The organism is Raineyella sp. (assembly GCF_034933565.1).
GTDB lineage: Bacteria > Actinomycetota > Actinomycetes > Propionibacteriales > Propionibacteriaceae > Raineyella.
Genome location: NZ_JAYFNG010000006.1, coordinates 63,174 through 87,422, shown reverse-complemented (window position 1 = coordinate 87,422; position 24,249 = coordinate 63,174). Strand labels below are relative to the sequence as shown.

The 24,249-nt window shown below is 71.3% G+C and carries 21 protein-coding genes; 18 read left to right on the top strand and 3 right to left on the bottom strand.

Annotated elements, in window-relative coordinates; all coding sequences use genetic code 11:
* Nucleotides 1–34 precede the first annotated feature (34 nt).
* From priA to VB059_RS02020, 13 genes are all read left to right on the top strand, one after another.
* Nucleotides 35–781 (top strand): bifunctional 1-(5-phosphoribosyl)-5-((5-phosphoribosylamino)methylideneamino)imidazole-4-carboxamide isomerase/phosphoribosylanthranilate isomerase PriA, encoded by a 747-nt coding sequence (priA, locus tag VB059_RS02080; RefSeq protein WP_323420358.1) that lies wholly within the window; start codon nt 35–37, stop codon nt 779–781.
* A gap of 10 nt (nt 782–791) precedes the next feature.
* Entirely contained in the window at nt 792–3,131 is a 2,340-nt protein-coding gene (locus tag VB059_RS02075) for an SDR family oxidoreductase (protein WP_323420357.1), read from the top strand.
* A 17-nt stretch (nt 3,132–3,148) separates the two neighbouring features.
* Nucleotides 3,149–4,708, top strand: coding sequence for a lactate racemase domain-containing protein (locus tag VB059_RS02070; RefSeq protein ID WP_323420356.1), 1,560 nt, complete (start codon nt 3,149–3,151; stop codon nt 4,706–4,708).
* A gap of 7 nt (nt 4,709–4,715) precedes the next feature.
* The gene (locus tag VB059_RS02065; protein ID WP_323420355.1) at nt 4,716–4,913 is read left to right on the top strand and encodes a hypothetical protein; all 198 of its coding nucleotides are present in this window, start codon (nt 4,716–4,718) and stop codon (nt 4,911–4,913) included.
* Between the two features lie 33 nt (nt 4,914–4,946).
* Nucleotides 4,947–5,714, top strand: coding sequence for a YebC/PmpR family DNA-binding transcriptional regulator (locus VB059_RS02060; RefSeq protein WP_323420354.1), 768 nt, complete (start codon nt 4,947–4,949; stop codon nt 5,712–5,714).
* A gap of 14 nt (nt 5,715–5,728) precedes the next feature.
* Complete coding sequence (gene ruvC / locus VB059_RS02055; RefSeq protein ID WP_323420353.1) at nt 5,729–6,376, top strand: crossover junction endodeoxyribonuclease RuvC; 648 nt, start codon at nt 5,729–5,731, stop codon at nt 6,374–6,376.
* Nucleotides 6,373–6,984 (top strand): Holliday junction branch migration protein RuvA, encoded by a 612-nt coding sequence (gene ruvA, locus VB059_RS02050; protein ID WP_323420352.1) that lies wholly within the window; start codon nt 6,373–6,375, stop codon nt 6,982–6,984. Before ruvC ends, ruvA begins: the two co-directional genes overlap by 4 nt.
* 46 nt (nt 6,985–7,030) lie before the next feature.
* Complete coding sequence (gene ruvB, locus VB059_RS02045) at nt 7,031–8,062, top strand: Holliday junction branch migration DNA helicase RuvB (protein ID WP_323420351.1); 1,032 nt, start codon at nt 7,031–7,033, stop codon at nt 8,060–8,062.
* 62 nt (nt 8,063–8,124) lie between these two features.
* On the top strand, nt 8,125–8,616 hold the full coding sequence (gene yajC / locus VB059_RS02040; RefSeq protein ID WP_323420350.1) for a preprotein translocase subunit YajC: 492 nt from the start codon (nt 8,125–8,127) through the stop codon (nt 8,614–8,616).
* A gap of 65 nt (nt 8,617–8,681) precedes the next feature.
* Nucleotides 8,682–10,307: a protein translocase subunit SecD gene (gene secD, locus VB059_RS02035; protein ID WP_416339475.1), complete on the top strand. Its 1,626-nt coding sequence runs from the start codon at nt 8,682–8,684 to the stop codon at nt 10,305–10,307.
* The gene (gene secF, locus VB059_RS02030) at nt 10,307–11,461 is read left to right on the top strand and encodes a protein translocase subunit SecF (protein ID WP_323420348.1); all 1,155 of its coding nucleotides are present in this window, start codon (nt 10,307–10,309) and stop codon (nt 11,459–11,461) included. The genes secD and secF overlap by 1 nt, the downstream gene beginning before the upstream one ends.
* Nucleotides 11,462–11,472: 11 nt before the next feature.
* On the top strand, nt 11,473–12,054 hold the full coding sequence (locus VB059_RS02025; RefSeq protein WP_323420347.1) for an adenine phosphoribosyltransferase: 582 nt from the start codon (nt 11,473–11,475) through the stop codon (nt 12,052–12,054).
* Nucleotides 12,055–12,246: 192 nt separating this feature from the next.
* Nucleotides 12,247–14,454, top strand: a complete 2,208-nt coding sequence (locus VB059_RS02020) for a bifunctional (p)ppGpp synthetase/guanosine-3',5'-bis(diphosphate) 3'-pyrophosphohydrolase (RefSeq protein WP_323420390.1) — start codon at nt 12,247–12,249, stop codon at nt 14,452–14,454.
* 216 nt (nt 14,455–14,670) lie between these two features.
* Here VB059_RS02020 and VB059_RS02015 read toward each other — a convergent pair whose 3' ends face one another.
* A complete protein-coding gene (locus VB059_RS02015) occupies nt 14,671–15,915 on the bottom strand; it encodes a DUF349 domain-containing protein (RefSeq protein ID WP_323420346.1) in 1,245 nt (414 codons plus the stop codon).
* 19 nt (nt 15,916–15,934) lie between these two features.
* Between VB059_RS02015 and VB059_RS02010 the strand changes: the two genes are divergently transcribed.
* Both VB059_RS02010 and hisS read left to right on the top strand, forming a co-directional pair.
* Nucleotides 15,935–16,738: an MBL fold metallo-hydrolase gene (locus tag VB059_RS02010; RefSeq protein ID WP_323420345.1), complete on the top strand. Its 804-nt coding sequence runs from the start codon at nt 15,935–15,937 to the stop codon at nt 16,736–16,738.
* 105 nt (nt 16,739–16,843) lie between these two features.
* Complete coding sequence (gene hisS, locus VB059_RS02005) at nt 16,844–18,181, top strand: histidine--tRNA ligase (RefSeq protein ID WP_323420344.1); 1,338 nt, start codon at nt 16,844–16,846, stop codon at nt 18,179–18,181.
* 111 nt (nt 18,182–18,292) lie between these two features.
* On the opposite strand, the gene VB059_RS02000 is transcribed toward hisS, so the two are convergent.
* On the bottom strand, nt 18,293–19,426 hold the full coding sequence (locus tag VB059_RS02000; protein WP_323420343.1) for a sensor histidine kinase: 1,134 nt from the start codon (nt 19,424–19,426) through the stop codon (nt 18,293–18,295).
* A 148-nt stretch (nt 19,427–19,574) separates the two neighbouring features.
* A complete protein-coding gene (locus tag VB059_RS01995) occupies nt 19,575–19,730 on the bottom strand; it encodes a hypothetical protein (protein WP_323420342.1) in 156 nt (51 codons plus the stop codon).
* A gap of 276 nt (nt 19,731–20,006) precedes the next feature.
* Between VB059_RS01995 and VB059_RS01990 the strand changes: the two genes are divergently transcribed.
* The 3 genes from VB059_RS01990 (at nt 20,007) to VB059_RS01980 (ending at nt 24,199) form a co-directional block, all read left to right on the top strand.
* Complete coding sequence (locus tag VB059_RS01990; RefSeq protein WP_323420341.1) at nt 20,007–20,684, top strand: response regulator transcription factor; 678 nt, start codon at nt 20,007–20,009, stop codon at nt 20,682–20,684.
* An 87-nt stretch (nt 20,685–20,771) separates the two neighbouring features.
* Entirely contained in the window at nt 20,772–22,622 is a 1,851-nt protein-coding gene (gene aspS / locus VB059_RS01985; protein ID WP_323420340.1) for an aspartate--tRNA ligase, read from the top strand.
* A 182-nt stretch (nt 22,623–22,804) separates the two neighbouring features.
* Nucleotides 22,805–24,199 (top strand): replication-associated recombination protein A, encoded by a 1,395-nt coding sequence (locus VB059_RS01980; RefSeq protein ID WP_323420339.1) that lies wholly within the window; start codon nt 22,805–22,807, stop codon nt 24,197–24,199.
* The last annotated feature ends 50 nt before the right edge of the window (nt 24,200–24,249 follow it).

Below are 24,249 nucleotides of genomic sequence, written 5' to 3'. Positions count from 1 at the left end.
TCACTGGCTGTGCGGTCGGGTAGGCTCACGGTCCGTGAAGCCTTTGGAACTTCTTCCCGCCGTCGACGTCCGCCACGGACAGGCTGTCCAGCTGGTCCAGGGGATCGCCGGCACCGACAAGCGGTTCGGCGATCCTGTCGCCGCGGCCACCCGGTGGCAGGACGCGGGGTCGGAGTGGCTGCACCTGGTGGACCTCGACGCCGCGTTCGGCGAGGGGGACAATGCCGACGTCCTGGCCGAGGTCGTCCGCTCGGTCGACATGAAGGTGGAGATGTCCGGCGGCATCCGCGACGACGCCTCGTTGGAGCGGGCGCTGTCCACCGGCTGCACCCGGGTCAACATCGGCACCGCCGCCCTGGAGAAGCCGGAGTGGTGCGCCGAGGTCATCCGCACCTATGGCGACAAGGTGGCGATCGGTCTGGACGTGAAGGGTGATCGGCTCGCCGCGCGCGGCTGGACCCGTGAGGGTGGCAACGTCTTCGAGGTGCTGGAGCGGCTCGACAAGGCGGGCTGCCGACGCTACGTGGTGACCGACGTCCGCTCCGACGGCATGCTGTCCGGCCCGAACCTGGAGCTGCTCGGGGCGATCTGCGCCCGCACCGAGTCCCCGGTCGTCGCCTCCGGTGGTGTCTCGAGCCTGGAGGACCTGCGCCAGCTGGCCGGTCTGGTCTCCATCGGCGTCGAGGGTGTCATCGTCGGCACTGCGCTCTACCTGGGCAACTTCACGGTCGAGGACGCCCTCGATCTCACCCGCAGCATCTCGGCCGCCCTCGAGCAGTAGGACTGACGCGTTGACGATTTCCACCGACACCCCTGAGGTCGTCGGGCCGCCGCCGCTGGGCGGGCGCCTGCGTGACCTGCTGGCGGGCAAGAAGATCGTGATGACCGGTGCGACCGGCTTCATCGGGGAGCAGCTGCTCTGGAAGATCCTCACCGAGCTGCCCGACACCACCCCGGCCGTCCTGGTCCGCCGCAAGGGCTCCGCCTCGGCCCGTGACCGGGTGATCACCCTGGTCGGCAAGCCGATCTTCCGGCCCCTGGTCACAGCGGCCGGCGGCAAGGCCGAGCTCGTCGACTCCCGGATCGAGGTGATCGAGGGCGACCTGCCGAACGTCCCCCCGCTGCCGCGCGACCTGGACGTGGTGCTGCACTGCGCCGGTGACGTCTCCTTCGACCCGCCGATCGACAAGGCGTTCGCCACCAACACCGTCGGCACCCGCGCGCTGATGGATGCGATGCTGGCCGCGGTGACCGCCGAGGACGGCACCCTGGCGAAGGTGCCGCACTACGTGCACGTGTCCACCGCGTACACCGCGGGCCGTCGCCGCGGGATGATCCCCGAGGCCCAGCACGTCCACGACATCGACTACGACACCGAGACCCGGTGGGGGCTCAAGCTCAAGGAGACCATCGAGCTCGAGTCGCGTACGCCCGAGCGGCTCACCCGGCTGCGCCGCCAGGCCGAGCGGGTGCACCGCAAGGCCGGTTACCTCACCACCGCCCGCGACACCGAGCAGCGCCGCCGCGACTGGGTGCACGACAAGCTGGTGGAGGCCGGCACCGAACGGGCCCGCTCGCTCGGCTGGACGGACTGCTACACCTTCACCAAGGCCCTCGGGGAGCGCGTCGTCGCCGACGTGGGCGGTCGGATCATGGTCTCGGTGGTGCGGCCCGCGATCGTGGAGTCCTCGCTGAAGTATCCGTACCCCGGGTGGATCGAGGGCTTCAAGATGGCCGACCCGATCATCCTGGCGTACGGCAAGGGCAACATGCCCGAGCTGCCGGCCTCGCCGGACTCGGTGATCGACATCGTGCCGTGCGACATGGTCGTCAACGCCACCCTTGCGGTGTGTGCCACCCGGCCACAGATCGGCCGGCCGGTCTTCTACCATGTCAACTCCGGCGCGCGGAACCCGCTGACCTTCGCCGACCTGTACGACCACGTCCGTACGTACTTCCTCGAGCAGCCGCTCAACCCGGGCGGCCGCGGCGCAGCCCACCTGCCGACCTGGAGCTTCCCCGGCGCGCAGCGGGTCGACCAGCTGCTCAACACCTCGACGAAGGCCTACCAGTTCGCCGACATGGCCCTCAAGGTCGCGCCGCGGGTGGAGATCTTCCGCCGACTGGCCCGCGACCTCGACAAGGGCGGCGAACAGATCGCCTTCCTGCGCCGCTACCTCACCATCTACGGGGAGTACCTGCGCTCCGAGGTCACCTACCTCGACGACAACACCCTGGCCCTGCACAACCAGCTCGACCCCGATGACGTCGAGGCGTTCGCCTTCGATTCCTCGGTGTACGACTGGAAGGACTACATCGAGGGCATCCACTGCCCGGCGGTGACCAAGCCGGTGCGTCGGATGGAGGAGCTCAAGCGGCGCCGCAAGGCTCGGCCGGCCACCTACCGCGAGCTCGCTCCGGCGAAGGAGCCCGGCACCGTCCTGGCTGCCTTCGACCTGGACGGCACCGTGCTCAACTCCGATGTCGTCCGCAGCTACCTGTGGGCCCGGCTGCCCGAGCTGGACCGGTGGGGCCGTGCCCGGGAGGTCGCCGCGCTGATCCGCGACCTGCCCGGCTACCTGTGGACCGAGAACCGCGACCGGGGAGCCTTCCTGCGGGCGCTCTACCGCCGCTACCGCGGTGCGGACCTGTCGGCGCTGGAGGACTTCGTCGACCGCGAGCTCACCGAGGTGATCATGGACCGGCTCGCCCCCGAGGCGATCCGCCGGGTCCGCGAGCACCGCGAGGCCGGGCACGTGACGGTCCTGCTCACCGGCACGATCCGGCCGTTCACCCGGCCGCTGACGCCGTTGTTCGACGAGATCGTCGCGGCGGACCTGGCCACCGATGCACAGGGCCGCTGCACCGGCTACCTGACCGGCCCGCCGCTGGTGGGGGAGTCCCGCCCGGCCTGGCTGCGGTACTACGCGGCGACCCACGACATCGACCTGTCGGCCAGCTATGCGTACGCCGACTCACACGCCGACGAGTCGATGCTGCGCGCGGTCGGCAACCCGGTGGCGGTCAACCCGGACGTCCCGCTGATGCGGGTCGCCCAGGCCGACCACTGGTCCATCGTGGAATGGAGCTCCCACAGCGCCGGGAGCCGCAACCGGCCGCGCGGCCGATAGACGAGGAGAACGCAAACATGTCACGACCGGGATTCATCCTCGAGGTCGAGAAGCGGACCCCCGCCCTGCTGATCGGTGACGGCGGCGCCGGCCGACTGGCGCCGCTGCCGCTCGGCACCCAGGTGGTGTACCCGAACGAGTACGACACGGCCATCCTGGACGTCGACCAGGCGATCGGCGACGCGCTGCGCAGCCCGCGCGACTCGGCCCCGCTGGCCGACCTGCTCGGCCCCGACCGCCGGCTGACCGTCGTCGTCACCGGCCTGGCCGTGGCCCCGATGGCGCACGACATCCGTGGCCGGCTCCTCGAGCAGGTGCTCGAGGTGGCCGCCGCCCGGCAGGTGAACGACGTCCGGGTCCTGGTCGCCGTCGGCGCCGGCCGCCGGCTGACCGGCGCCGAACTGGTCGCCGTGCTGGGCCAGCGCGTCGTCGACGCCCTCGGACCGGACGGCCTGGTGCTGCAGCACGACCTCGCGGACCCGGCCGGCGCCGCCGACCTCGGGCCGACCACCGCCGGTGAGCCGGTGCTGGTCAACCGGCGGCTCGCCGAGTCCGACGTCGTGGTGACGGTGAACGTCGCCCGGGAGGCCGCCGACGCTGGCGCCGGGTTCCTCGCCGACGGCGTGGTCGCCCTCGCCACCCTGGACGCCTGCCACGGCTTCGGCGCCGTCGACGGCGCCTCGGACCGGGTCGCCGCCGTGCTCGCGGACAAGCTGCCGCTGTTCGCCATCGACGTGGTCACCGACCAGGCCGACATCGCCCCTGCCTTCGACTACCTGGGCCGCCGGGAGTGGGAGTGGAGCGTACGCCAGCGGATGGCACTCGGTCTCGCCCGCCGGGCCCAGGGAGTGGCCCACGAACGGCTGCACCGGGCGATGTGGGAGGCCGGCCAGGCCCGTCGGACCGCGGCGATCACCGCCGGTGACCCGGTCCGGGTGGCCGGGGCGACCCGGCGGGTGCTGGCCGACCAGCAGGTCGTCCAGCTGCCCGCGCCGGTCGACGTGCTGATCACCGGGGTGGCCGGCCGCACCCGGTACAACGCCGGGACGACGGTGGACCCGATCACCGCGGCGTGGTCAGCACTGCGTGGCCTGCACCGGCCCGGTGCTCCGGTGCGCCAGGGCGGAGCGGTGATCGTCTGCCACCCGTTGCGCCAGGACTTCTCCAGCACCGAACAGCAGGCCGCAGGCGACTTCTTCGCCCAGGTGCTCACCCGGACCACCGACCCGGCGGTCATCAACACCGAACACGAGCGCAGGTTCGCCGAGGACGAGTGGTACGGCCACGTCCACCGCGACCAGCACGCGTACGCGGGTATCCTGCCGGTGTACCAGTGGTACGCGATCTCCCGTGCCCGGGCCCACTGCGGCGACATCGTCTGGGTCGGCGCGGACCGGGACAGCGCGGCCCGGATGGGGATGCGCGCGGCGACGACGCTCGCCGACGCGCTGGAGATCGTCGCGAACCGGATCGGCCCGGACCCGCAGGTGGCCTACCTGCACGCCGGGGCGACCATGGTGACGGATGTCGTGGAAGGCCGCGTCCCGCAGGGACGCGTCGAGGAAGGACGGGGGTGACACAGCTGTGAGCGAGGCAACTGTCCGTGACATCGCCGGAGGGCGGGTGCCCGACCCCGGTGGGGAGCCCGCTGCCGCCGCCGGGTGGACCGACAGGTTCACCGGCCGGACGGCACCGGCCGTCGAGAGCGGCGCCGCACCGTGGCGCCGCCGCTGGGCGCAGTCCGCGTCCGCCACCCCCGAACACCCCCGCATCTGGGGCTGACGCCCCGGGACGTACGAACGACAGGAGTCACCCATGAGTGGGCATTCCAAGTGGGCCACCACGAAGCACAAGAAGGCCGTCATCGATGCCAAGCGCGGCAAGCTCTTCGCCAAGCTGATCAAGAACATCGAGGTCGCAGCCCGCGTCGGCGGCGGTGACCCGGCCGGCAACCCGACCCTCTACGACGCCATCCAGAAGGCGAAGAAGTCGTCGGTGCCCAACGACAACATCGACCGCGCCGTCAAGCGCGGCTCCGGTGAGGGCAGCGAGGCGGTCAACTACGAGACGATCATGTACGAGGCGTACGGCCCGGCCGGCATCGCCCTGCTGATCGAGTGCCTGACCGACAACCGCAACCGCGCCGCCTCCGACGTCCGGGTGGCGATCACCCGCAACGGCGGCACCGTCGCCGACCCCGGCTCGACCTCGCGGATGTTCCAGCGCAAGGGCGTCGTCTCGGTCGCCAAGAAGCAGGACGGCAAGGAGATCACCGAGGACGACCTGCTCGAGGCCACCCTCGAGGCCGATCCCGAGGACGTCCAGGACGGCGGTGAGGCGTTCCGCGTGATCAGCGACCCGAACGCCGTGGTCGACGTCCGCAAGGCCGTCCAGGCCGCCGGGCTGGACTACGACTCCGCCGAGGTGGAGTTCGTGCCGGACTTCACCCAGCAGGTCAACCTGGAGACCTTCGAGAAGGTCGAGAAGCTCGTCGACGCCATCGACGACCTGGACGACGTCCAGAACGTCTACGGCAACTACGAGCCCGACGCCGAGGCCCTCGCCTCCCTCTCCGAGGACTGAGGCCCGGCCACAGCGTGCGAGTCCTCGGCATCGACCCGGGCCTGACCCGGTGCGGCTTCGGCGTCGTCGACGGCGACCGGTCCCGCCGGTGCACCCTGGTCGACGTCGGGGTCTTCCGTACGCCCACCGACCTCGACACGGCGCGCCGGCTGGTGCGGCTCGAGGCCGACCTCGAAGCGAAGCTGCGGGAGCACCGCCCCGACGTGGTGGCGATCGAACAGGTCTTCGCCCAGCACAACAGCCCGACGGTGATCGGCACCGCCCAGGCAGCCGGCATCGCCATGCTGGTCGGCGCCCGGCACGGGCTGCCGGTGCGGCTGCACACCCCCTCGGAGGTGAAGGCGGCCGTCACCGGGTCGGGCCGGGCGGACAAGAAGCAGGTCGGCACGATGGTGACCCGGATCCTCGGTCTCGCCGAGATGCCGCGTCCCGCCGATGCCGCCGACGCCGTCGCCCTGGCGGTCTGCCACGTCTGGCGGACCAGTCTGGAGGCGTACGGTGTCGAGGCCAACGGGTTGGGCACCAACAACCCTGAGGCGAACGCTCCCGGGGACCGCCTCGGGGCCGTCGGCACTGCGCCGGCGCCGGCCAACCGCTGGCAGCAGGCCATCGCTGCCCACCGGTCCGGCCGCCCCTCGACCTGGAAGGAAACCCCGCGGTGATCGCCCATCTGACCGGGACCGTGACCGCGGTCCGGCCCACGTCGGCCGTCCTCGACATCGGCGGCCTGGGGCTCGAGGTGCAGTGCACCGCGCGGGCCCTGGCCGGGCTGCGCCCGGGGGAGTCCGGCCACGTCGAGACCTCCCTCCAGGTGCGCCAGGAGGTGTTCACCCTGTTCGGGTTCGTCGACCCGGTCGAGCGGGAGGCCTTCGAGATGCTGCTCGGGGTCAACTCCGTCGGACCGAAGCTCGCCCTGGCGATCCTGTCGCTGCTCGAACCGGCCGCACTGGTCGCGGCGATCCGGGCCGAGGACCTGCACATGCTGACCAAGGTCCCCGGGGTGGGCAAGAAGTCCGCCGAGCGGATCCTCGTCGAGCTCAAGGACAAGGTCGTCCGGCTCGGCCTGGAGGCGACCCCCGGCGCCCCGGTCGAGGTCGGGTCCGAGCGACCGTTGTGGCGCGAACAGGTCTCCAGTGGCCTGCAGGGGCTGGGCTGGCCCGCCAAGGACGCCGAGGCGGCCTGCGACACGGTCGAGCCCCTGGTCGCCGAGGACCCGTCGGTCGGCGTGGCACAGTTGATGCGGGCCGCGTTGCGCTCGCTGGCCAAGTGAGGGCCCACCCGCTGCGGGCGGGCGACGAAGGGGAGATGGTGACGGCGTGACCGATCGCGGACCGATCGACCCGTACGCGTCCCCCGAGGAGAGCGCCGTCGAGGCGGCGTTGCGCCCGGCCCGGCTGCAGGACTTCGAGGGCCAGCCCCGGGTGAGTGCCCAGCTCGGCCTCGTCCTGGCCGCCGCCCGCCAGCGCGGCACCACCCCCGACCACGTCCTGCTCTCCGGGCCACCCGGACTGGGCAAGACCACCCTCGCCCTGATCATCGCCGCCGAGATGGGGGTGCCGCTGCGGATCTCCTCCGGCCCGGCGATCCAGCACGCCGGCGATCTGGCCGCGATCCTGTCCGGACTGGTCGAGGGCGAGGTCTTCTTCCTCGACGAGATCCACCGGATGTCGAAGCCGGCCGAGGAGATGCTCTACCTGGCGATGGAGGACTACCGGGTCGACGTCGTCGTCGGCAAGGGGCCCGGGGCCACCGCTATCCCGATCGAGATCCCGCACTTCACCCTGGTCGGCGCCACCACCCGGGCGGGCCTGCTGCCCGGGCCGCTGCGCGACCGGTTCGGGATGACCGCACAGCTGGAGTACTACGGCCCCGAAGCACTGGAGCACATCGTCCAGCGCTCCGCCCGGGTGCTCGACGTCCCGGTGGAGGCCGACGCCGGCACCGAGATCGCCCGCCGCTCCCGTGGCACGCCCCGGATCGCCAACCGGCTGCTGCGCCGGGTGCGCGACTACGCCGAGGTGCACGGGGACGGCATCGTCGACCGCCGGATCGCCCGGGCCGCGCTCGACCTCTACGAGGTCGACGAGCTGGGCCTCGACCGCCTCGACCGCGGTGTCCTGTCGGCCCTCTGCGAGCGTTTCGGGGGTGGCCCGGTGGGCCTGTCCACCCTGGCGATCGCGGTGGGGGAGGAGCCCGACACCGTCGAGGAGGTGGCCGAGCCGTTCCTCGTCCGCCTCGGCTTCATGATGCGTACGCCGCGCGGTCGGGTCGCCACGCCGGCCGCATTCGCCCACCTGGGTCTGGGGGGCCCGGGCGAGGACAACGGTGTGCCCGCGCTCTGGGACTAGACTCGCCCCGACCACCCCGGACCCCGACCACCCCGGATCCCCGACCAGGAGAACTGAGACACATGTTCAACGGCTCTACCACGAGCACCCTGCTGATGATCGTGCTCTTCGTCGCCCTCGGCTACTTCATGCTGGTGCGCCCCGGGCGTACGCAGGCGAAGAAGCAGGCCGAGCTGATGAAGGAGCTCGCCCCTGGTGCCCGGGTCCAGACCCAGATCGGCGTGTACGGCACCCTGGTCGAGATGGGCGAGGTCCAGGCCCGCGTCGAGATCGCCCCCGGCGTCGTCATCACCGTCGACAAGCGACTGATCTCCGGGATCACCCCGCGCAGCCGCGACGAGTTCCACACCTACCCCGAGGACGAGGACGCCGAGGGGACCCCCGAGGACGCGTCGGCCGGCACCCCGACCGAGGCGCCGACCGCTGCCGAGCAGGCCGAGGACGCCACCGACACCGAGGGCACCGAGGGCACCGAGGGCAGCACCGGCACCGCCGAGGAGCACCGCGCCGAGGGTGACGAGGACCGGCCCGGCCCCGACACCCGGAACGCCTGAGCCGCTCCGCGATGGCGACGAAGTCCGTACGCTCCGCCCAACCGGTCCACCCCTGGCGGCCGCTCCTGGTCATCATCCTGGTGATCGTCGCCGTCTTCGGCACCATGGCCGGGATGAACACCTGGCTGCCCAAGCTGGGCCTCGATCTGCGCGGTGGCACGACGATCACCCTGACCGCGGCCAACACCTCCGGCGCCGGTCAGGTCGACAAGTCCAGCCTGGAACAGGCCCGGACGATCATCCAGCAGCGTGTCGACAGCCTCGGTGTCGGTGAATCCCAGGTCACCACCTCGGGCAACGACCAGATCACCGTCAGCGTCCCCAACGTCAGCCAGGACCGACTGCGGGACATGGTCGGCCAGACCGCACTGCTGAACTTCCGCGTCGTCTACTACGGCCAGACGGTGACGGTGCCGTCCGCTGCCCCGAGCGCCTCGCCGACCCCGCAGGCCGAGTCCGGCCCCAGCACCCAGCCGCGGGGCAACAACCTGCCGACCGCACCGGCGACGACCGCTGCGGCGACGCCGACGATGAGCCCCTCGGCGTACCCGAGCGTCGCCGGCCAGGGGACCGCGCAGGACAAGGCCCTGTCCTGGCAGCCGACGGAGCAGGACTTCGCGAACTTCCAGGCCTACAGCTGCGGGCAGCCGGTCAACGACGTGGCCGACCAGCCGCTGATGACCTGTGACCGCGAGGGCACCACCAAGTACCTGCTGGGGCCGACCGTGGTCAGCGGCAACCAGGTGACCACCGCCAGCGCAGGCATCCCGCAGAACCAGCTGCAGTGGGTCGTCACCCTCGAGTTCGACCAGGCCGGGGCCAGGCTCTTCGCCGACGCCACCGCCCAGCTGGCGCAGGGCGTGCCGTCGAAGCAGTTCGCCATCGTCCTGGACGGCAAGGTCGTCTCCGCCCCCCAGGTCAACGAGGCGATCCCGAACGGCCGGGCCCAGATCGACGGCGGCTCGACCGGTTTCACCCAGGAGGCGGCGCAGAACCTCGCCTCGGTGCTGAAGTACGGGGCGCTGCCGCTGTCGCTGAGCATCGACTCGGTGGACACCGTCTCCCCGGTCCTCGGCGGTGAACAGCTGCAGGGCGCGCTGATCGCCGGCGCCCTCGGCCTGGTGCTGGTGGCCGCCTTCGCGGTCGCCGTCTACCGCAACCTGTCGTGGGTGGTGCTGGCCACCATCGTGCTGGCCAGCGCCCTGACGTACGGCCTGATGGTGCTGCTCGGCCAGGGGCTGGGCGTCGCCCTGAACCTGCCCGGCGTAGCCGGGGCGATCGTCGGCATCGGGGTGACCGCCGACTCGTTCATCATCTTCTTCGAACGCATCAAGGACGAGGTGAGATCGGGACGGACGCTGCGGTCCTCCGTGGAGTCCGGCTGGGTGAAGGCCCGCGGCACGATCCTGATCTCCGACGGCGTGCAACTGCTGAGCGCCGTGGTGCTCTTCATCCTGTCCATCGGGGCGGTCCGCGGCTTCGCCTTCATCCTGGGGCTGACCACGGTGATCGACATCGTCATCACCTTCCTGTTCACCAAGCCGATCATGACAATGCTGATGCGCACCCGCTACTACGGCGAGGGCCGTCGCGGATCAGGGGTCGAGCCGGCCCTGATCGGCGTGGACTCGTTGCCGATCCGACGGCGTCGCGACCGTTCCGCTGCCAACGGCACACCTGAGGAGGCCTGATGGCTGCCCCGTTCCGAGCCCTCGTCCGGCTCTCCCACGGCGAGAACGTCTTCGACCTGCTGTCCCGGCGGCGCCGCTGGTACGTGATCAGCGCCGTCGTACTGACCATCTGCATCGCCGGCCTGCTGGTGCGCGGGCTCAACCTCAGCATCGAGTTCCGCGGCGGGTCCGACTTCCGCGTCCCGCACGCGGTGACCGCCACCACCGTCGCCGACGCCCAGGGCGTGGTCACCGGGACCGGCCTGCCGGAGATGACCGACGTCGTCGTGACGACGATCGGCACCAACACGGTCAACGTGCAGACCCGCTCGCTCACCAGCGCTGAGGTGACCGAGGTCCGCGGCGCCCTGGCGCACTGGGCCGGCGTCCCCGCCGATCAGGTCTCCTACAGCCTGATCGGCGCCTCCTGGGGCAAACAGATCACCCAGAAGGCGACCATCGCCCTGGTGGTGTTCCTCGTCCTGGTGGGGCTGGTCATCGCGATCTACTTCCGCGACTGGCGGATGGCGGTGGCCGCGGTCGTCTCGGTGCTGCACGACCTGCTGGTCACCATCGGGGTGTACGCCTGGGTCGGCTTCTCCGTCACCCCGGCGACGCTCACCGCGCTGCTGACCATCCTCGGCTACTCCCTCTACGACACGATGGTCGTCTTCGACCGGGTGCGGGAGAACGTGCACGAGCTGCCGTCGCACCGGGAGACGTACACGACGGCGGCGAACCGCAGCCTCAACGAGGTCCTGCTCCGGTCGATCAACACCACCATCATCGGCGTCCTGCCGGTACTGGCCCTGCTGATCGCGGGGGTCTTCGTCCTCGGCACCGGCCCGATCAAGGACCTGTCCCTGGCGATGTTCGTCGGGATGATCGCCGGCGCCTACTCGTCGATCTTCATCGCCGCCTCGCTGCTGGTCGACATGAAGGAGCGGACCGCCGAGATGAAGGACTGGCGCCGCAAGCTGGCCCGGCACGAGGAGCGGGAGCGACTCCGCGAGGACACCTCCGGCTCGGGCACCCCGGAGATCCCGGTGGTCGTCGCCGTGGACGTCACCGAGGGGCCCGAGGAGGCCGACGCCGAGGTGTCGGCCCCCCTCACGGCGACCGAACGCCACCAGCCGCAGCACCGGACCCGCGACCAGCGCCGCCGGACGCACTGAAGGGAACGGACATGACCTCGACCCCCCTGGCCGGGCCGACCACCTCCGTGGACCGGCGCCGACTGATCGCCTCGCTGATCCGCGACATCCCGGACTTCCCGCAGCAGGGCGTCGGCTTCAAGGACATCACCCCGCTGCTCGGCGACGCGGCCGGCTTCCGGGCCACCATCGACGAGCTCGTCGCGGCCGCCCCGGCCGACATCGACGTGGTGGTCGGCATGGAGGCCCGTGGCTTCATCGTCGGCGCCCCGGTGGCGATCGCCCTGGGGGCCGGTTTCGTGCCGGTCCGCAAGCCCGGCAAGCTGCCCGCCGAGACGTACGAGGTCAGCTACGACCTGGAGTACGGCACCGAGACGCTGACCATCCACACCGACGCGATCCGGCCCGGTTCCCGGGTGCTGGTGGTCGACGACGTGCTGGCCACCGGCGGCACCCTCGCCGCGACCGCGGGCCTGATCCACCGGCTCGGGGCCGAGCTGGTGCACGTCGCGGTGCTGATGGAGCTGGCCTTCCTGCACCCGCGTACGATGCTCGCCGGGGCCGGGCTGGGGGAGACCGAGATCACCGCCCTGGTCACCATCGACGACGCGTGAGCCGGTCCGCGGCCGGGCGGGATCTCCCGGTCGGCAGGGCCCGTGTCCCGGTCCGTGAGCAGTTGGTCCGCGACGGGCGTGGCGGTTGCCGACAGGGCTAGACTCTAGGCTCCGACAAGGTGACTCCGGGAGGAGGCCGCCGTGAGTGACGAACTGTTGCCCGTGGCCGTGAACGACGCGCCGCGTCTGTCGATGCGGCAGCGTTTGGCGCGCCTCGGCACCAAGCCCCAGCAGCCGAACGTCCTGGATCCGCTGTTCCAGGCGATCCGTGCCTGTCACCCGCGGGCCAACCTGGCTGTGGTCGAGCGCGCCTACCTCACCGCGGCCCAGCACCACGCCGGCCAGAAGCGCAAGAGCGGCGACCCGTACATCACCCATCCGCTGGCCGTCGCGACGATCCTCGCCGAACTGGGCGCCGCGGAGGAGACCATCTGCGCTGGGCTGCTGCACGACACCGTCGAGGACACCGACTACACCCTGGAACAGGTCACCGCCGACTTCGGCCCGACGGTGGCGCTGCTCGTCGACGGGGTGACGAAGCTCGACAAGGTCACCTACGGCCCCTCGGCCAAGGCCGAGACGCTGCGCAAGATGATCGTCAACATGAGCCAGGACATCCGGGTGCTGGTGATCAAGCTCGCCGACCGGCTGCACAACATGCGGACGCTGCACTTCCTGCGGCCCGACAAGCAGAACCGGATCGCGGCGGAGACCCTCGAGGTGTACGCGCCGCTGGCCCACCGGCTCGGGATGAACACCATCAAGTGGGAGCTGGAGGACCTCGCCTTCTCCACCATGCAGCCCAAGCTGTACGACGAGATCGTCCACCTGGTCGCCCAGCGGGCGCCGTCGCGGGAGCGGTTCCTCAAGCAGGTCACCGAGCTGATCAACGGCGACCTGCACCGGGCGGGGATCCGCGCCACGGTCACCGGCCGGCCGAAGCACTACTACTCGATCTACCAGAAGATGGTCGTCCGCGGCCGCTCGTTCGAGGACATCTACGACCTCGTCGCGCTGCGGATCATCGTCGACTCCATCCAGGACTGCTACGGGGCGCTGGGCGTCCTGCACTCGCGGTGGAACCCCCTGCCGGGGCGGTTCAAGGACTACATCGCGATGCCGAAGTACAACATGTACCAGTCGCTGCACACGACCGTACGTGGCCCCGAGGGCACCCCGGTGGAGTTCCAGATCCGCACCTGGGACATGCACCGGCGGGCCGACTACGGCGTCGCGGCGCACTGGAAGTACAAGGAGGGCAAGGGGGACCGCTCCGACCCGAACGAGCTCAACTGGGTCCGGGCGCTGAACCAGTGGCAGCGCGAGACCGAGGACCCCGAGGAGTTCCTCGACGATCTGCTGTTCTCGATCAGCGTGGACGAGGTCATCGTGTACACCCCGAAGGGCGACATGCTGACCCTGCCGCAGGGCGCGACGCCGGTCGACTTCGCCTACCAGGTGCACACCGAGGTGGGCCACCGCTGCATCGGGGCCCGGGTCAACGGGCGGCTGGTGCCGCTGGAGTCGAAGCTGCAGACCGGCGATCGGGTGGAGATCCTCACCTCCAAGGCCGAGGGGGCGGGGCCGTCGCGGGACTGGCTGGAGTTCGTCGCCAGTCCGCGGGCCCGGGCCAAGATCCGGCAGTACTTCAGCCGGGAGCGCCGCGACGAGGCGATCGAGAGCGGCAAGGAAGCGCTGGCCCGGCAGATGCGCCGGATGGACATGCCGATGCAGCGGCTGCTGACCATCGAGCACCTCACCGAGGTGGCGACCTATTTCCGGGTCGCCGATGTGAACGGTCTCTACAAGGCCGTCGGTGAGGGCTCGGTGTCCCCGCAGGCGGTCTGCCAGCGGCTGGTGGAGATCGCCGGTGGGCCGGAGGAGGCCGCCGAGGAGACCAGCGAGGACTCCATCGTCCTGCGCCGGCCCCGCACCGCACCGTCCTCGACCGAGACCGGCGTGATGGTGCACGGGGACAAGGGCGTCTGGGTGAAGCTGGCCCGCTGCTGCACCCCGGTGCCGGGCGACGACATCATCGGCTTCATCACCCGCGCCTCCGGCGTCTCGGTGCACCGGCGCGACTGCAGCAACGCCCAGGACCTGCTGGAGCACGGGGCGGAACGGATCGTCGAGGTCTCCTGGGCCCCGACGGCCGCCAGCACCTTCCTGGTCACCGTCCAGATCATGGCCCTCGACCGCAACGGCCTGCTGTCCGACGTCACCCGGTCGATCGCCGAGCAGCACATCTCGATCACCTCGGCCAGCGTCAACACCCACCGCGACCGGACGGCCCGGATCACAATGTCCTTCGAGACGCCCGACCCGACCCACCTGGACCACGTGCTGAACGCGATCCGCCGGGTGCCCGGCGTCTACGACGTGGGCCGCGTCCGCGCCTGACCCGCCGACCCCCGCGGATCGCGGCCCTCCCGCAGACGACCGTCCACGGACGCACGCGACCGTCGACGGTACGGGACCGCCTGCCGGTCCACGGAAGCCGACGACACCGCACCGCCGGCCCGGTCCACCACCAACAGCACGGGACCGCCGGCCGGTCGGCCGACGGTCCCTGAGTGCGAGGGGTCCTGGGGTGAGGGTCCCGGAGGGCGCGGGGGCTCAGGCCCCGAAGTCGTGCGCGGCGCGCTCGGCCTGCTCCAGCCAGGTGCGGTAGGTGGAGATCGAGTCGTGCAGTTCCTTGGCCTTCTTCGCATCCCCGCGAGCTTCGGCCTTGGTGGCCTTGTCCGTCAGGTCGTCGATCTGCGCCTGGATCTTGCGGGCGGTGTCGGTGGCGAGCTCACGGGCCTGCGGGTCCGTACGCTTCCACTCGGCGTCCTCGCGCTCCCGGATCGCCTGGTCGAGCTTGTGCAGCCGGTTGTCCAGGCCGCGGATCGCGTCCCGCGGCACCTTGCCGACCTCGGCCCACCGGTCGAGCATCTCGCGGTAGAGCTGCTTGGCGCGGGCGAGGTCCTGGTCGGGGTGGATCTGCGGCTCGTACTCGTCGAGCAGCGCCTCCTTGGCCTCCTGATTGCCCCGGAACTCCTCGTCCTGGGCGTTCTGCGCCTCGTTGCGGGCGTTGAAGAACCGGTCCTGCAGCGCGCGGAACTGCTTCCACAGCTTGTCGTCGATCTCACGGGGCGCCGGGCCGACGGCCTTCCAGCGCTGCATCAGGTCCCGGAAGTCGCGGGAGGTCTGTCCCCAGTCGGTCGAGTCGGCCAGCGGTGTCGCCTCGGCGATGATCGCCTCCTTGGCGACCCTCGCCCCGTCGCGCTTGGCGCTCTGCTCGGCGAACTGGTGCTTGCGCCGGCGGGTGTAGGTCGTCCGGGCGGTGGAGAAGCGGTGCCACAGCGCGTCGTCGGTCGCCTTGTCGATCCGCGGCAGGGCCTTCCACTGGTCCAGCAGGGTCCGGAACCGGTTCACCCCGCCGCGCCAGTCGCTGCCCTCGGCGATCTTCTCGGCCTCGGCGACCATCGCCTCCTTCGCCTGGCGGGTCTCCTCGTTCTGCGCCGCCCGGGCGGCCTTGCGCTCCTCGCTCTTGGCCTCGATCAGCGGGGTCAGGGCGTCGAGACGTGCCTCGAGCGCCGCGAGATCGCCGACCGCCGAGGCATCGTGCACGCTGGCCTTCACCTGGGCGATGCGCTTGCGTGCGTCGTCGGGGGCCAGCGCGCCGCCCTTGAGGCGGTCCTCGAGCAGGGTGACCTCGACGGCGAGGTTCTCGAAACGACGGACGTAGATCGCGAGTGCCTCGGCCGGTTCGGCACCGGAGACCTGGCCGACGGCCCGTTCTCCCTCAGGGGTGCGTACGAATACGGTGCCGTCGGTCTCGACGCGACCAAAGGAAGCTGGCCCTGTCATCTCGCTCATGGGGTACATCTTGCCGGATATGGTGGCAGTTGTGTTCATCGCCTCATTTCCTGCTGGCCCGTGGCAGACCAATTGCTACCTCGTGGCCCCGGCGGAGACGGGGCCCTGCGTGGTCATCGACCCCGGTGTCGGGGCGTCCGACGTGGTCGGCGAGCTGGTCGCGCAGACCGGCCTGGTCCCGCAAGGGGTGCTGCTGACCCACGGTCACCTCGACCACCTCTACACCGCGATCGACGTCTGCGAGACGTACGGAGTGGGCTGCTGGATCCACCCGGCCGACCGGGCGCGGCTCACCGACCCGTACCGGATCCCCGGGGCGCGCGAGCTCGTCGCCCGGGCGACCGGACTGGCCCGTGACTTCACCGGCCGGGAACCGGCGGTGGTGCACGAGGTGGCCGACCACGACCGGATCGCCCTGGCCGGCCTGGTGTTCGAGGCGCTGCACGCCCCCGGCCACACCCCCGGATCGGTGCTGTACCGGCTGGAGCCCCTCGGACCGGGCCGGGTCGTTCCCGCGGCGGGGGAGTCGGGGGCACGACAGTCCGGGACGGAAGAGTCCGGGGCGCGCCGGGCGGACGTACAGCAGACGGAGGCGGACGCCCGGCCGCTGGTGTTCACCGGAGACGTGGTGTTCGCCGGCAGCGTCGGCCGGGTCGACCGGCCCGGCCCCGACCCGGAGGCGATGCGTCGCACGCTGCGCGACGTCGTGCTCCGGCTGACCGATGAGACCGTGCTGCTGCCCGGCCACGGCGGCCAGACCACGATGTCCCGGGAGCGGGCCACCAATCCGTACCTCACGCCGCAGGGACTAACCTCGTTCTGACCCGTCGTACGTCGTCGCACGTCACGCTGCCTCTGTCGTACGCCACGTTGCCCCTCCGTACGTCACGCGATGGCGTACGCCCCGACCAGAAAGGCCGCCGCCCGCATGAGCCGCCCCAAGCCGATGTCCGGTTTCCCCGAGTTCCTCCCGGCCGAACGGATGGTCGAGCTCCATGCGCTGCAGATCCTCACCTCGACCTTCGAGCTGCACGGGTTCGCGCCGATCGAGACCCGGGCCGTCGAGCCGATGGACCAGCTGGCCCGCAAGGGGGAGATCGACAAGGAGATCTACGTCGTCCGGCGTCTCCAGGGCCTCGACGAGGGCGCTGACGGCGACGACCTCGGGCTGCACTTCGATCTGACCGTGCCCTTCGCCCGGTACGTGCTCGAGCACGCCGGGCACCTCATCTTCCCGTTCCGCCGCTACCAGGTGCAGAAGGTGTGGCGCGGCGAGCGGCCCCAGGAGGGGCGGTACCGCGAGTTCCTCCAGGCCGACATCGACATCGTCGGGCAGGGCACCCTGGCCGACCACCACGACGTGGAGATCCCGCTGGTCGCCCTCGATGCGTTCGAGAAGCTGCACGTCGATCTGGGGATCCCGCCGGTCGTGCTGCACGTGAACAACCGCAAGCTCTCGGAGGGCTTCTACCGCGGGCTCGGGATCGAGGACACCGCCGCGGTGCTGCAGCGGGTCGACAAGTACGACAAGATCGGCCCCGATGCCGTCGCCGGGACCCTGGTGGAGGAGGTCGGCCTGACGGCCGACCAGGCGGCGAAGTGTGTCGCGTTGGCGGGCATCGCCACGACCGACGAGTCGTTCGTCGACCGGGTCGGGGCCCTCGGCGTCGAGCATCCGATGCTGACCGAGGGCCTCGAGGCGCTGGCCGCTGTGGTCCGGGTCGCCGAGCGCCAGGTGCCCGGCCGGATGCTGGCCGACCTGAAGATCGCCCGCGGCCTGGACTACTACACCGGCACCGTCTACGAGACCCTGCTGCAGGGCTCGGAGCGGATGGGGTCGGTCGCCTCGGGCGGCCGCTACGACGCGCTCGCCTCCGACGGACGGGTCACCTTCCCCGGCGTCGGCTACTCCTTCGGCGTCACCCGCTTGCTCGCCCCGATCCTGGGCCGTGGCGAGCTGACGTCGAGCCGGTCGGTCCCGACCTGCGTGCTGGTCGCGGTGGACAACGAGGAGACCCGGGAACGGGCCCTGCGCACCGCCGACCGGCTGCGCCGGCGCGGGATCCCGACCGAGGTCGCGCCGAAGGCCGACAAGTTCGGCAAGCAGATCCGCTACGCCGATCGGCGCGGCATCCCCTTCGTCTGGTTCGGCGCGGGCGAGCACGACGAGGTGAAGGACATCCGCTCCGGCGAGCAGATCGCCGCCGACCCGGAGGCGTGGTTGCCCCTGGCCGAGGACCTGTTCCCGCGTACCGTCCGCGGCTGAGCGGCTGAGCGGCTGAGCGGCTGAGCGGCTGAGCGACGGGGGCCCGGGGCGTTCGACGGAGCGGTCGAGCCGCCCCGCCTGCGTCCGCCGGCCTCGGCGGTCGGTCCGGGGTCAGGTGAGTTCGTCGGCCGACAGTGGGATCGTGGCCCGGACCACCCATTGGCCGCCCGACGGACCGGCGGAGAAGTCACCGCCGAGCAGGTCGACGCGCTCGGCGATGCCGCGCAACCCCCACCCGGTCGGCCCGCGGCGCAGGTCGCTCGACGGTGTCCGGGGGCCGAGCTGGCTGATGACGGTGAGCACCACCTCATCGGGGCCGAGCCGTACGGTGGCCTCCCAGGCGCTGGCCCGCGGGGCGTACTTGACGATGTTGGTGCTGGCTTCCTGGAGGATCCGGATCAGCGTCCGGGTGAGGGTGGCGGGCAGCCGGTCGATCTCCCCGGGCACCCGGCAGGTCGCGACGAACCCGAGCTCGCCGAGCTGGCGGCGGAGTTGCTCGACCACCCCGACCACCGAGGTGTCCTCGTTGAGGTGGCCGATGTCGGCACCTCCGTCGCCGCCCTCGCGCAACAGACCGACGAGCAGGCGCAACTCGTAGAGGGCCGAGTGGGCCGACCGTTTGACGTTGTCCAGCACGCGATGGAGCTCGTCCGGGTCGTCGGACCGGGATCTGCTGGTGATCTGCAGTGACATGACCGACAGCTCGTGGGCCACCACGTCGTGCAGCTCGCGGGCCAGCGCGGCGCGCTCGTCCTCACGGATCCGGAGGTTCTCCTCGCGCAGTTCCATCAGCTGCCGGCGGTCCGCCGCTCGGCCCATCTGGAACCCGCGCACGCCTGTGCCGATGGTGGCCGCGACGAAGAACATCAGCAGCACCGGCCAGAACAGCTCCGGCCAGCGAGCGCCGTGCACGGCGCTGGCAGCCACCAGCCAGCCGAGATAGAGCGCCCAGGTCAGGCCGGTGAACAGCCAGCGGGTGGTCATCGGAGCGAGCAGCACCATCAGGGCGCCGGCAAGGATCCCGGTCACGTCATCACGGGAGGCCAGGACGCTGATCAACAGCGGGATGCTCGCGAGCACCGCCCAGGTGGTGCGCCACAGGGCCAGGTAGAGCACCAGGTACATCAGCACAGTGCCCGCCACCACCGGCAGTCGTCCGGGGCCGAGAACGTACCCGGCGCCGGACGCCGCCGCGCGGACCAGATCATCGACGAGACTGACGGTGACGAGGACGGCGAGCGACAAGCGTAGCCACGGCGGCAGTGGGCGTGTTGACAGCAATCGGGCCAGTCTGCCGGGCGCGTCCGGCCCGGTGGTCATCGATCGGTCCAGCCGGGTCGGCGTACGTGCTGGCGTGACGTCCGAAGGCGCCCGGAGTGATGGAGCGGGACGATCAGGCGCAGGCGATCGGCAGCCACCAGCAGATCGCGTCGCGGAAGCCGGCCGGCTGGACAGTGCCGTGGCCGGACGAGGCGGCCAGGGAGGTGGGGGCCGACACCACCACGAGTGCCACACCCATCACCAGGATGTGCTTGAACATTGGCTTCATCGGACCCCACCTTCCTGAACTGACAGCACCCCCCGGCGCCACCACCCATCTTGGTCAAGTCCATGGCCGATGCACCATCGCCTTTCGGCTAGTTTTCCTGCTCGCAGTCTAGGGTCCCGGGAACGGAGGGTCCCGGGAAGGCCACTCGGCAGCGGCGCCGTCCGTTCGGCCCGCCGGCGGGACGTGGTCGGGCGCTCTCCTGTCATCCGGCAGCGGTCGTGAATCGGACGCCCCGTGAGTTGGACACCCCGGGACCGGAAGGCGGATTCTAGGAGCATGGGCAAGATCAGGATTCTCGTGGTGGACGACGAGGCGGTGGTGCGCGACGCCTACCGGCACCTCTTCGGCGACGTCGAGGACTACGAGGTGGTCGCCGAGGCCAGTGACGGGCGCGAGGCGGTCGCCCGCTACGAGGAGGCCCGCCCGGACGTCGTGCTGATGGACCTGAAGATGCCCCGGATGTCCGGGGTCGAGGCGATGACCGAGATCGGCCGGCAGCACCCGGATGCCTGCATGGTGGCGGTGACGAGCTTCGCCTCGCTCGACTACGTCGTCCCCGCCCTGCGTGCCGGAGCGGCCGGCTACCTGGTCAAGGACGCCGCGGCGGAGGACCTGATCGACGGCGTCCGTCAGGCGCTCGCCGACGAGATGCCGCTGTCGCCGCGGATCTCCCGGGCGCTCGCCCGCAGCATCGCCGAGGCGCCCCCCGAGCCCCCGCGGCCGAAGGCATCCCTGGCCCCGTTCGCCTCCCCCACCGCCCGCGAGCAGGAGGTGCTCGACCACCTCGCCGAGGGCCTCTCGAACAGGGACATCGCCGCGATGATGTGCATCTCGGAGGCCGCGGTCAAGGCCCATCTGCGCCACCTCGGCGACAAGCTGGGCGTCCGGTCCCGGACCCAGATCCTGGTGCTGGCCTACCGCCACGGACTGGTGAGCGCCGGGTCCGTACGCTGACCGACGGATCGGCCCGGAACGGGCCCGGGGGAGATCGGCGGTAGGCTGGTGGGCCGTACGCCCCGACCGCCCCTGGAAGGACCACCTGTGATTCGTACCCATGACGCCGGTACCCTGCGCGCCGCGCACGCCGGTCAGACCGTCAGCCTCGCGGGTTGGGTGGCTCGTCGACGTGACCACGGTGGGGTGGCGTTCATCGATCTCCGCGACGCTTCGGGCGTCGCCCAGGTTGTCGTCCGGGACGAGATCCTGCAGTCGTCGGGCGCCCACGACCTGCGCAATGAGTACTGCATCAAGGTCACCGGCGTGGTCGAGGAGCGGCCGGAGGGCAACGCCAACCCGGACCTGCCGACCGGTGAGATCGAGGTCGCGATCAGCGAGCTCGAGGTGCTCAACGCGTCCGCCCCGCTGCCGTTCCAGATCGACGAGCACGTCACCGTCGGCGAGGAGGCCCGGCTCCGGTACCGCTACCTCGATCTGCGCCGGCCGAAGCAGGCCGCGGCGCTGCGACTGCGTTCCAAGGTCTCCCAGGCGGCCCGTGGGGTGCTCGGGAGTCACGACTTCGTCGAGATCGAGACCCCGACGCTGACCCGTTCCACCCCGGAAGGTGCCCGCGACTTCCTCGTCCCGGCCCGTCTCGCGCCCGGGTCCTGGTACGCCCTGCCGCAGTCGCCGCAGCTGTTCAAGCAGCTGCTGATGGTCGCCGGGATGGAGCGCTACTACCAGATCGCCCGGTGCTACCGCGACGAGGACTTCCGCGCCGACCGGCAGCCCGAGTTCACCCAGCTCGACATCGAGATGAGCTTCGTCGACCAGGACGACGTGATCGCCCTGGCCGAAGAGGTGATGGCCGCGGTCTGGAAGCTGATCGACGTCGACCTGCCCCGGCCGTTCCCGCGGATGACGTATGCGGACGCGATGGAGAAGTACGGCTCGGACAAGCCGGATCTGCGCTTCGACCTGCAGATCACCGAGATGACCCAGTACTTCAAGGACACCACGTTCCGGGTGTTCCAGGCCGCCTACGTCGGTGCCGTCGTGATGCCCGGCGGGGCCTCCCAGCCCCGCCGCCAGTTCGACGCCTGGCAGGAGTGGGCCAAGCAGCGTGGGGCCAAGGGCCTGGCGTACGTCACCGTCGCCGCGGACGGCACACTGGCCGGGCCGGTGGCCAAGAACATCACCGAGGCCGAGCGCGACGGGCTGGCCGCCGCGACCGGCGCCCGGCCGGGCGACGCGATCTTCTTCGCCGCCGGTGGCCGCAAGTCCTCCCAGGAGCTGCTGGGAGCGGCCCGGCTGGAGATCGGCCGCCGCACCGGGATGATCGACGAGGATGCCTGGAGCTTCCTGTGGGTCGTCGACGCCCCGCTGTTCGAGCCGGCCAGCGAGGCCGTCGCCGCCGGTGACGTCGCTGTCGGGGAGGGCGCCTGGACCGCCGTGCACCACGCCTTCACCTCGCCCAGGCCCGAGTCGATGGACACCTTCGACACCGATCCGGGATCGGCGCTGGCGTACGCGTACGACTGCGTCTGCAACGGCAACGAGATCGGCGGTGGCTCGATCCGTATCCACCGTCGCGACATCCAGGAGCGCGTCTTCGCCGTGATGGGCATCGGCGAGGAGGAGGCCCAGGAGAAGTTCGGCTTCCTGCTCGACGCGTTCAAGTTCGGCGCGCCGCCGCACGGCGGCATCGCCTTCGGCTGGGACCGCATCGTTGCGCTGCTGTCGCGCGCCGAGTCGATCCGTGACGTGATCGCCTTCCCGAAGTCCGGCAACGGCTATGACCCGCTCACCGGGGCCCCGGCGCCGATCACCGTGAAGCAGCGCCGCGAGGCCGGCGTCGACGCCAAGCCGAAGGAGAAGGGCGCGGCGAAGGCCGACGGCCGGCCCGAGGACCGCGCGGCGGCCGACGCGGCGCCTGCCACGAAGGCGACCCACTGACCCACCGGCACGCTGCCGCGGTGACACCCGCGACGCAATGGTGACACCCGCGACGTCCCTCGCCCCCGACACCTCTTGGTACGGGGGCGAGGGGCGTTCGGTACGGGGGCGCGGGACGTTCCGGGCGCCCGAGCCTTGCTCCCCGGCTCCTCCGATGCCGGGCGACTAGGCTGGCAGGTGCCATGGCACCCGATCTGTTCTCCGACACCGATGAACCCTCCGGTCCCTCCGCGGACGACCGCGGGGGGACACTGAGCTGGGCCGGGCACGGCCAGCAGCCGCTGGCGGTCCGGCTGCGGCCCCGGACACTCGACGAGATCGTCGGCCAGGACCACCTGCTCACCCCGGGCTCCCCGCTGCGCCGGCTGGCGGCAGGGGAACCGGGATCGGTCTTCCTGTGGGGGCCGCCGGGGGTCGGCAAGACCACCATCGCCGCAGTGGTCTCGCACTCCACGCACCGACGTTTCGTGGAGATCTCCGCGGTCACCGCGGGGGTGAAGGACGTCCGGGCCGAGCTGGACACCGCCAAGCGCGAGCTGGCCCGGGGCAATCCGACGGTGCTCTTCGTCGACGAGGTGCACCGCTTCTCCAAGGCACAGCAGGACGTGCTGCTCCCCGCCGTGGAGAACCGGCTGGTCACCCTGATCGCCGCCACCACGGAGAACCCGAGCTTCTCGGTGATCTCGCCGCTGCTGTCCCGTTCCCTGTTGCTCACCCTGCGCCCCCTGACCGACGAGGGGATCGGGGTGTTGCTCGACCGGGCCCTGGTGGACGAGCGCGGGCTGGCGACCCCGGCCGGCGGTACGTACGCCCTGACCGCCGACGCACGGGCCGCGCTGCTGCAGATGGCCGGGGGCGACGCCCGGCGGGCACTCACCTACCTGGAGGAGGCCGCCGCCGGAGCGACCGCCCGCGGTGACGACACGATCGACCTGGCGGCCCTCGAGCAGGCGGTCGACCGCGCCGCCGTCCGGTACGACAAGGGTGGCGACCAGCACTACGACGTGATCAGCGCGTTCATCAAGTCGATCCGCGGCTCCGACGTCCAGGCCGCACTGCACTACCTCGCCCGGATGCTCGAGGCCGGGGAGGACCCGCGGTTCATCGCCCGCCGGCTGGTCATCTCGGCCAGCGAGGACATCGGGATGGCCCAGTCGTCGGTGCTGCAGACCTGCGTCGCCGCCGCCCAGGCGGTGCAACTGATCGGGATGCCCGAGGCGCGGATCACCCTGGCCCACGCGACCGTGGCCTGCGCGATGGCCCCGAAGTCGAACGCGGCCTACCTGGGGATCGCCAGGGCGCTGGAGGATGTCCGGGCCGGGCGGGGACGGGAGGTGCCCGCGCACCTGCGCGATGCCCACTACCAGGGGGCTGCGGCCCTGGGCCACGGCAAGGGCTACCGGTACGCCCACGACGCGCCGCACAGCGTGGCCCGCCAGCAGTACCTCCCCGACGACCTGCTCGATGCCGAGTACTACCGGCCGACCCGCAACGGGGCCGAGGCGGCGATGGCCGATCGGCTCGACGTCCTGGTGGAACTGCTGGGCAAGCACCGCCCTGGTCGGTCACGGGGCTGACCGGGACCGCGCCGCCGGCGTCGGGCCAGCCGGCGTCGGGGTAGCAGCTC

Coding starts and splice junctions, on each gene's coding strand:
- VB059_RS02070 (WP_323420356.1), top strand. CDS start 3,149: ATGTCACGACCGGGATTCATCCTCGAGGTCGAGAAGCGGACCCCCGCC.
- VB059_RS02060 (WP_323420354.1), top strand. CDS start 4,947: ATGAGTGGGCATTCCAAGTGGGCCACCACGAAGCACAAGAAGGCCGTC.
- yajC (WP_323420350.1), top strand. CDS start 8,125: ATGTTCAACGGCTCTACCACGAGCACCCTGCTGATGATCGTGCTCTTC.
- secF (WP_323420348.1), top strand. CDS start 10,307: ATGGCTGCCCCGTTCCGAGCCCTCGTCCGGCTCTCCCACGGCGAGAAC.
- VB059_RS02025 (WP_323420347.1), top strand. CDS start 11,473: ATGACCTCGACCCCCCTGGCCGGGCCGACCACCTCCGTGGACCGGCGC.
- VB059_RS02020 (WP_323420390.1), top strand. CDS start 12,247: ATGCGGCAGCGTTTGGCGCGCCTCGGCACCAAGCCCCAGCAGCCGAAC.
- VB059_RS02015 (WP_323420346.1), bottom strand. CDS start 15,915: ATGAGCGAGATGACAGGGCCAGCTTCCTTTGGTCGCGTCGAGACCGAC.
- VB059_RS02010 (WP_323420345.1), top strand. CDS start 15,935: ATGGTGGCAGTTGTGTTCATCGCCTCATTTCCTGCTGGCCCGTGGCAG.
- hisS (WP_323420344.1), top strand. CDS start 16,844: ATGAGCCGCCCCAAGCCGATGTCCGGTTTCCCCGAGTTCCTCCCGGCC.
- VB059_RS01995 (WP_323420342.1), bottom strand. CDS start 19,730: ATGAAGCCAATGTTCAAGCACATCCTGGTGATGGGTGTGGCACTCGTG.
- VB059_RS01990 (WP_323420341.1), top strand. CDS start 20,007: ATGGGCAAGATCAGGATTCTCGTGGTGGACGACGAGGCGGTGGTGCGC.
- VB059_RS01980 (WP_323420339.1), top strand. CDS start 22,805: ATGGCACCCGATCTGTTCTCCGACACCGATGAACCCTCCGGTCCCTCC.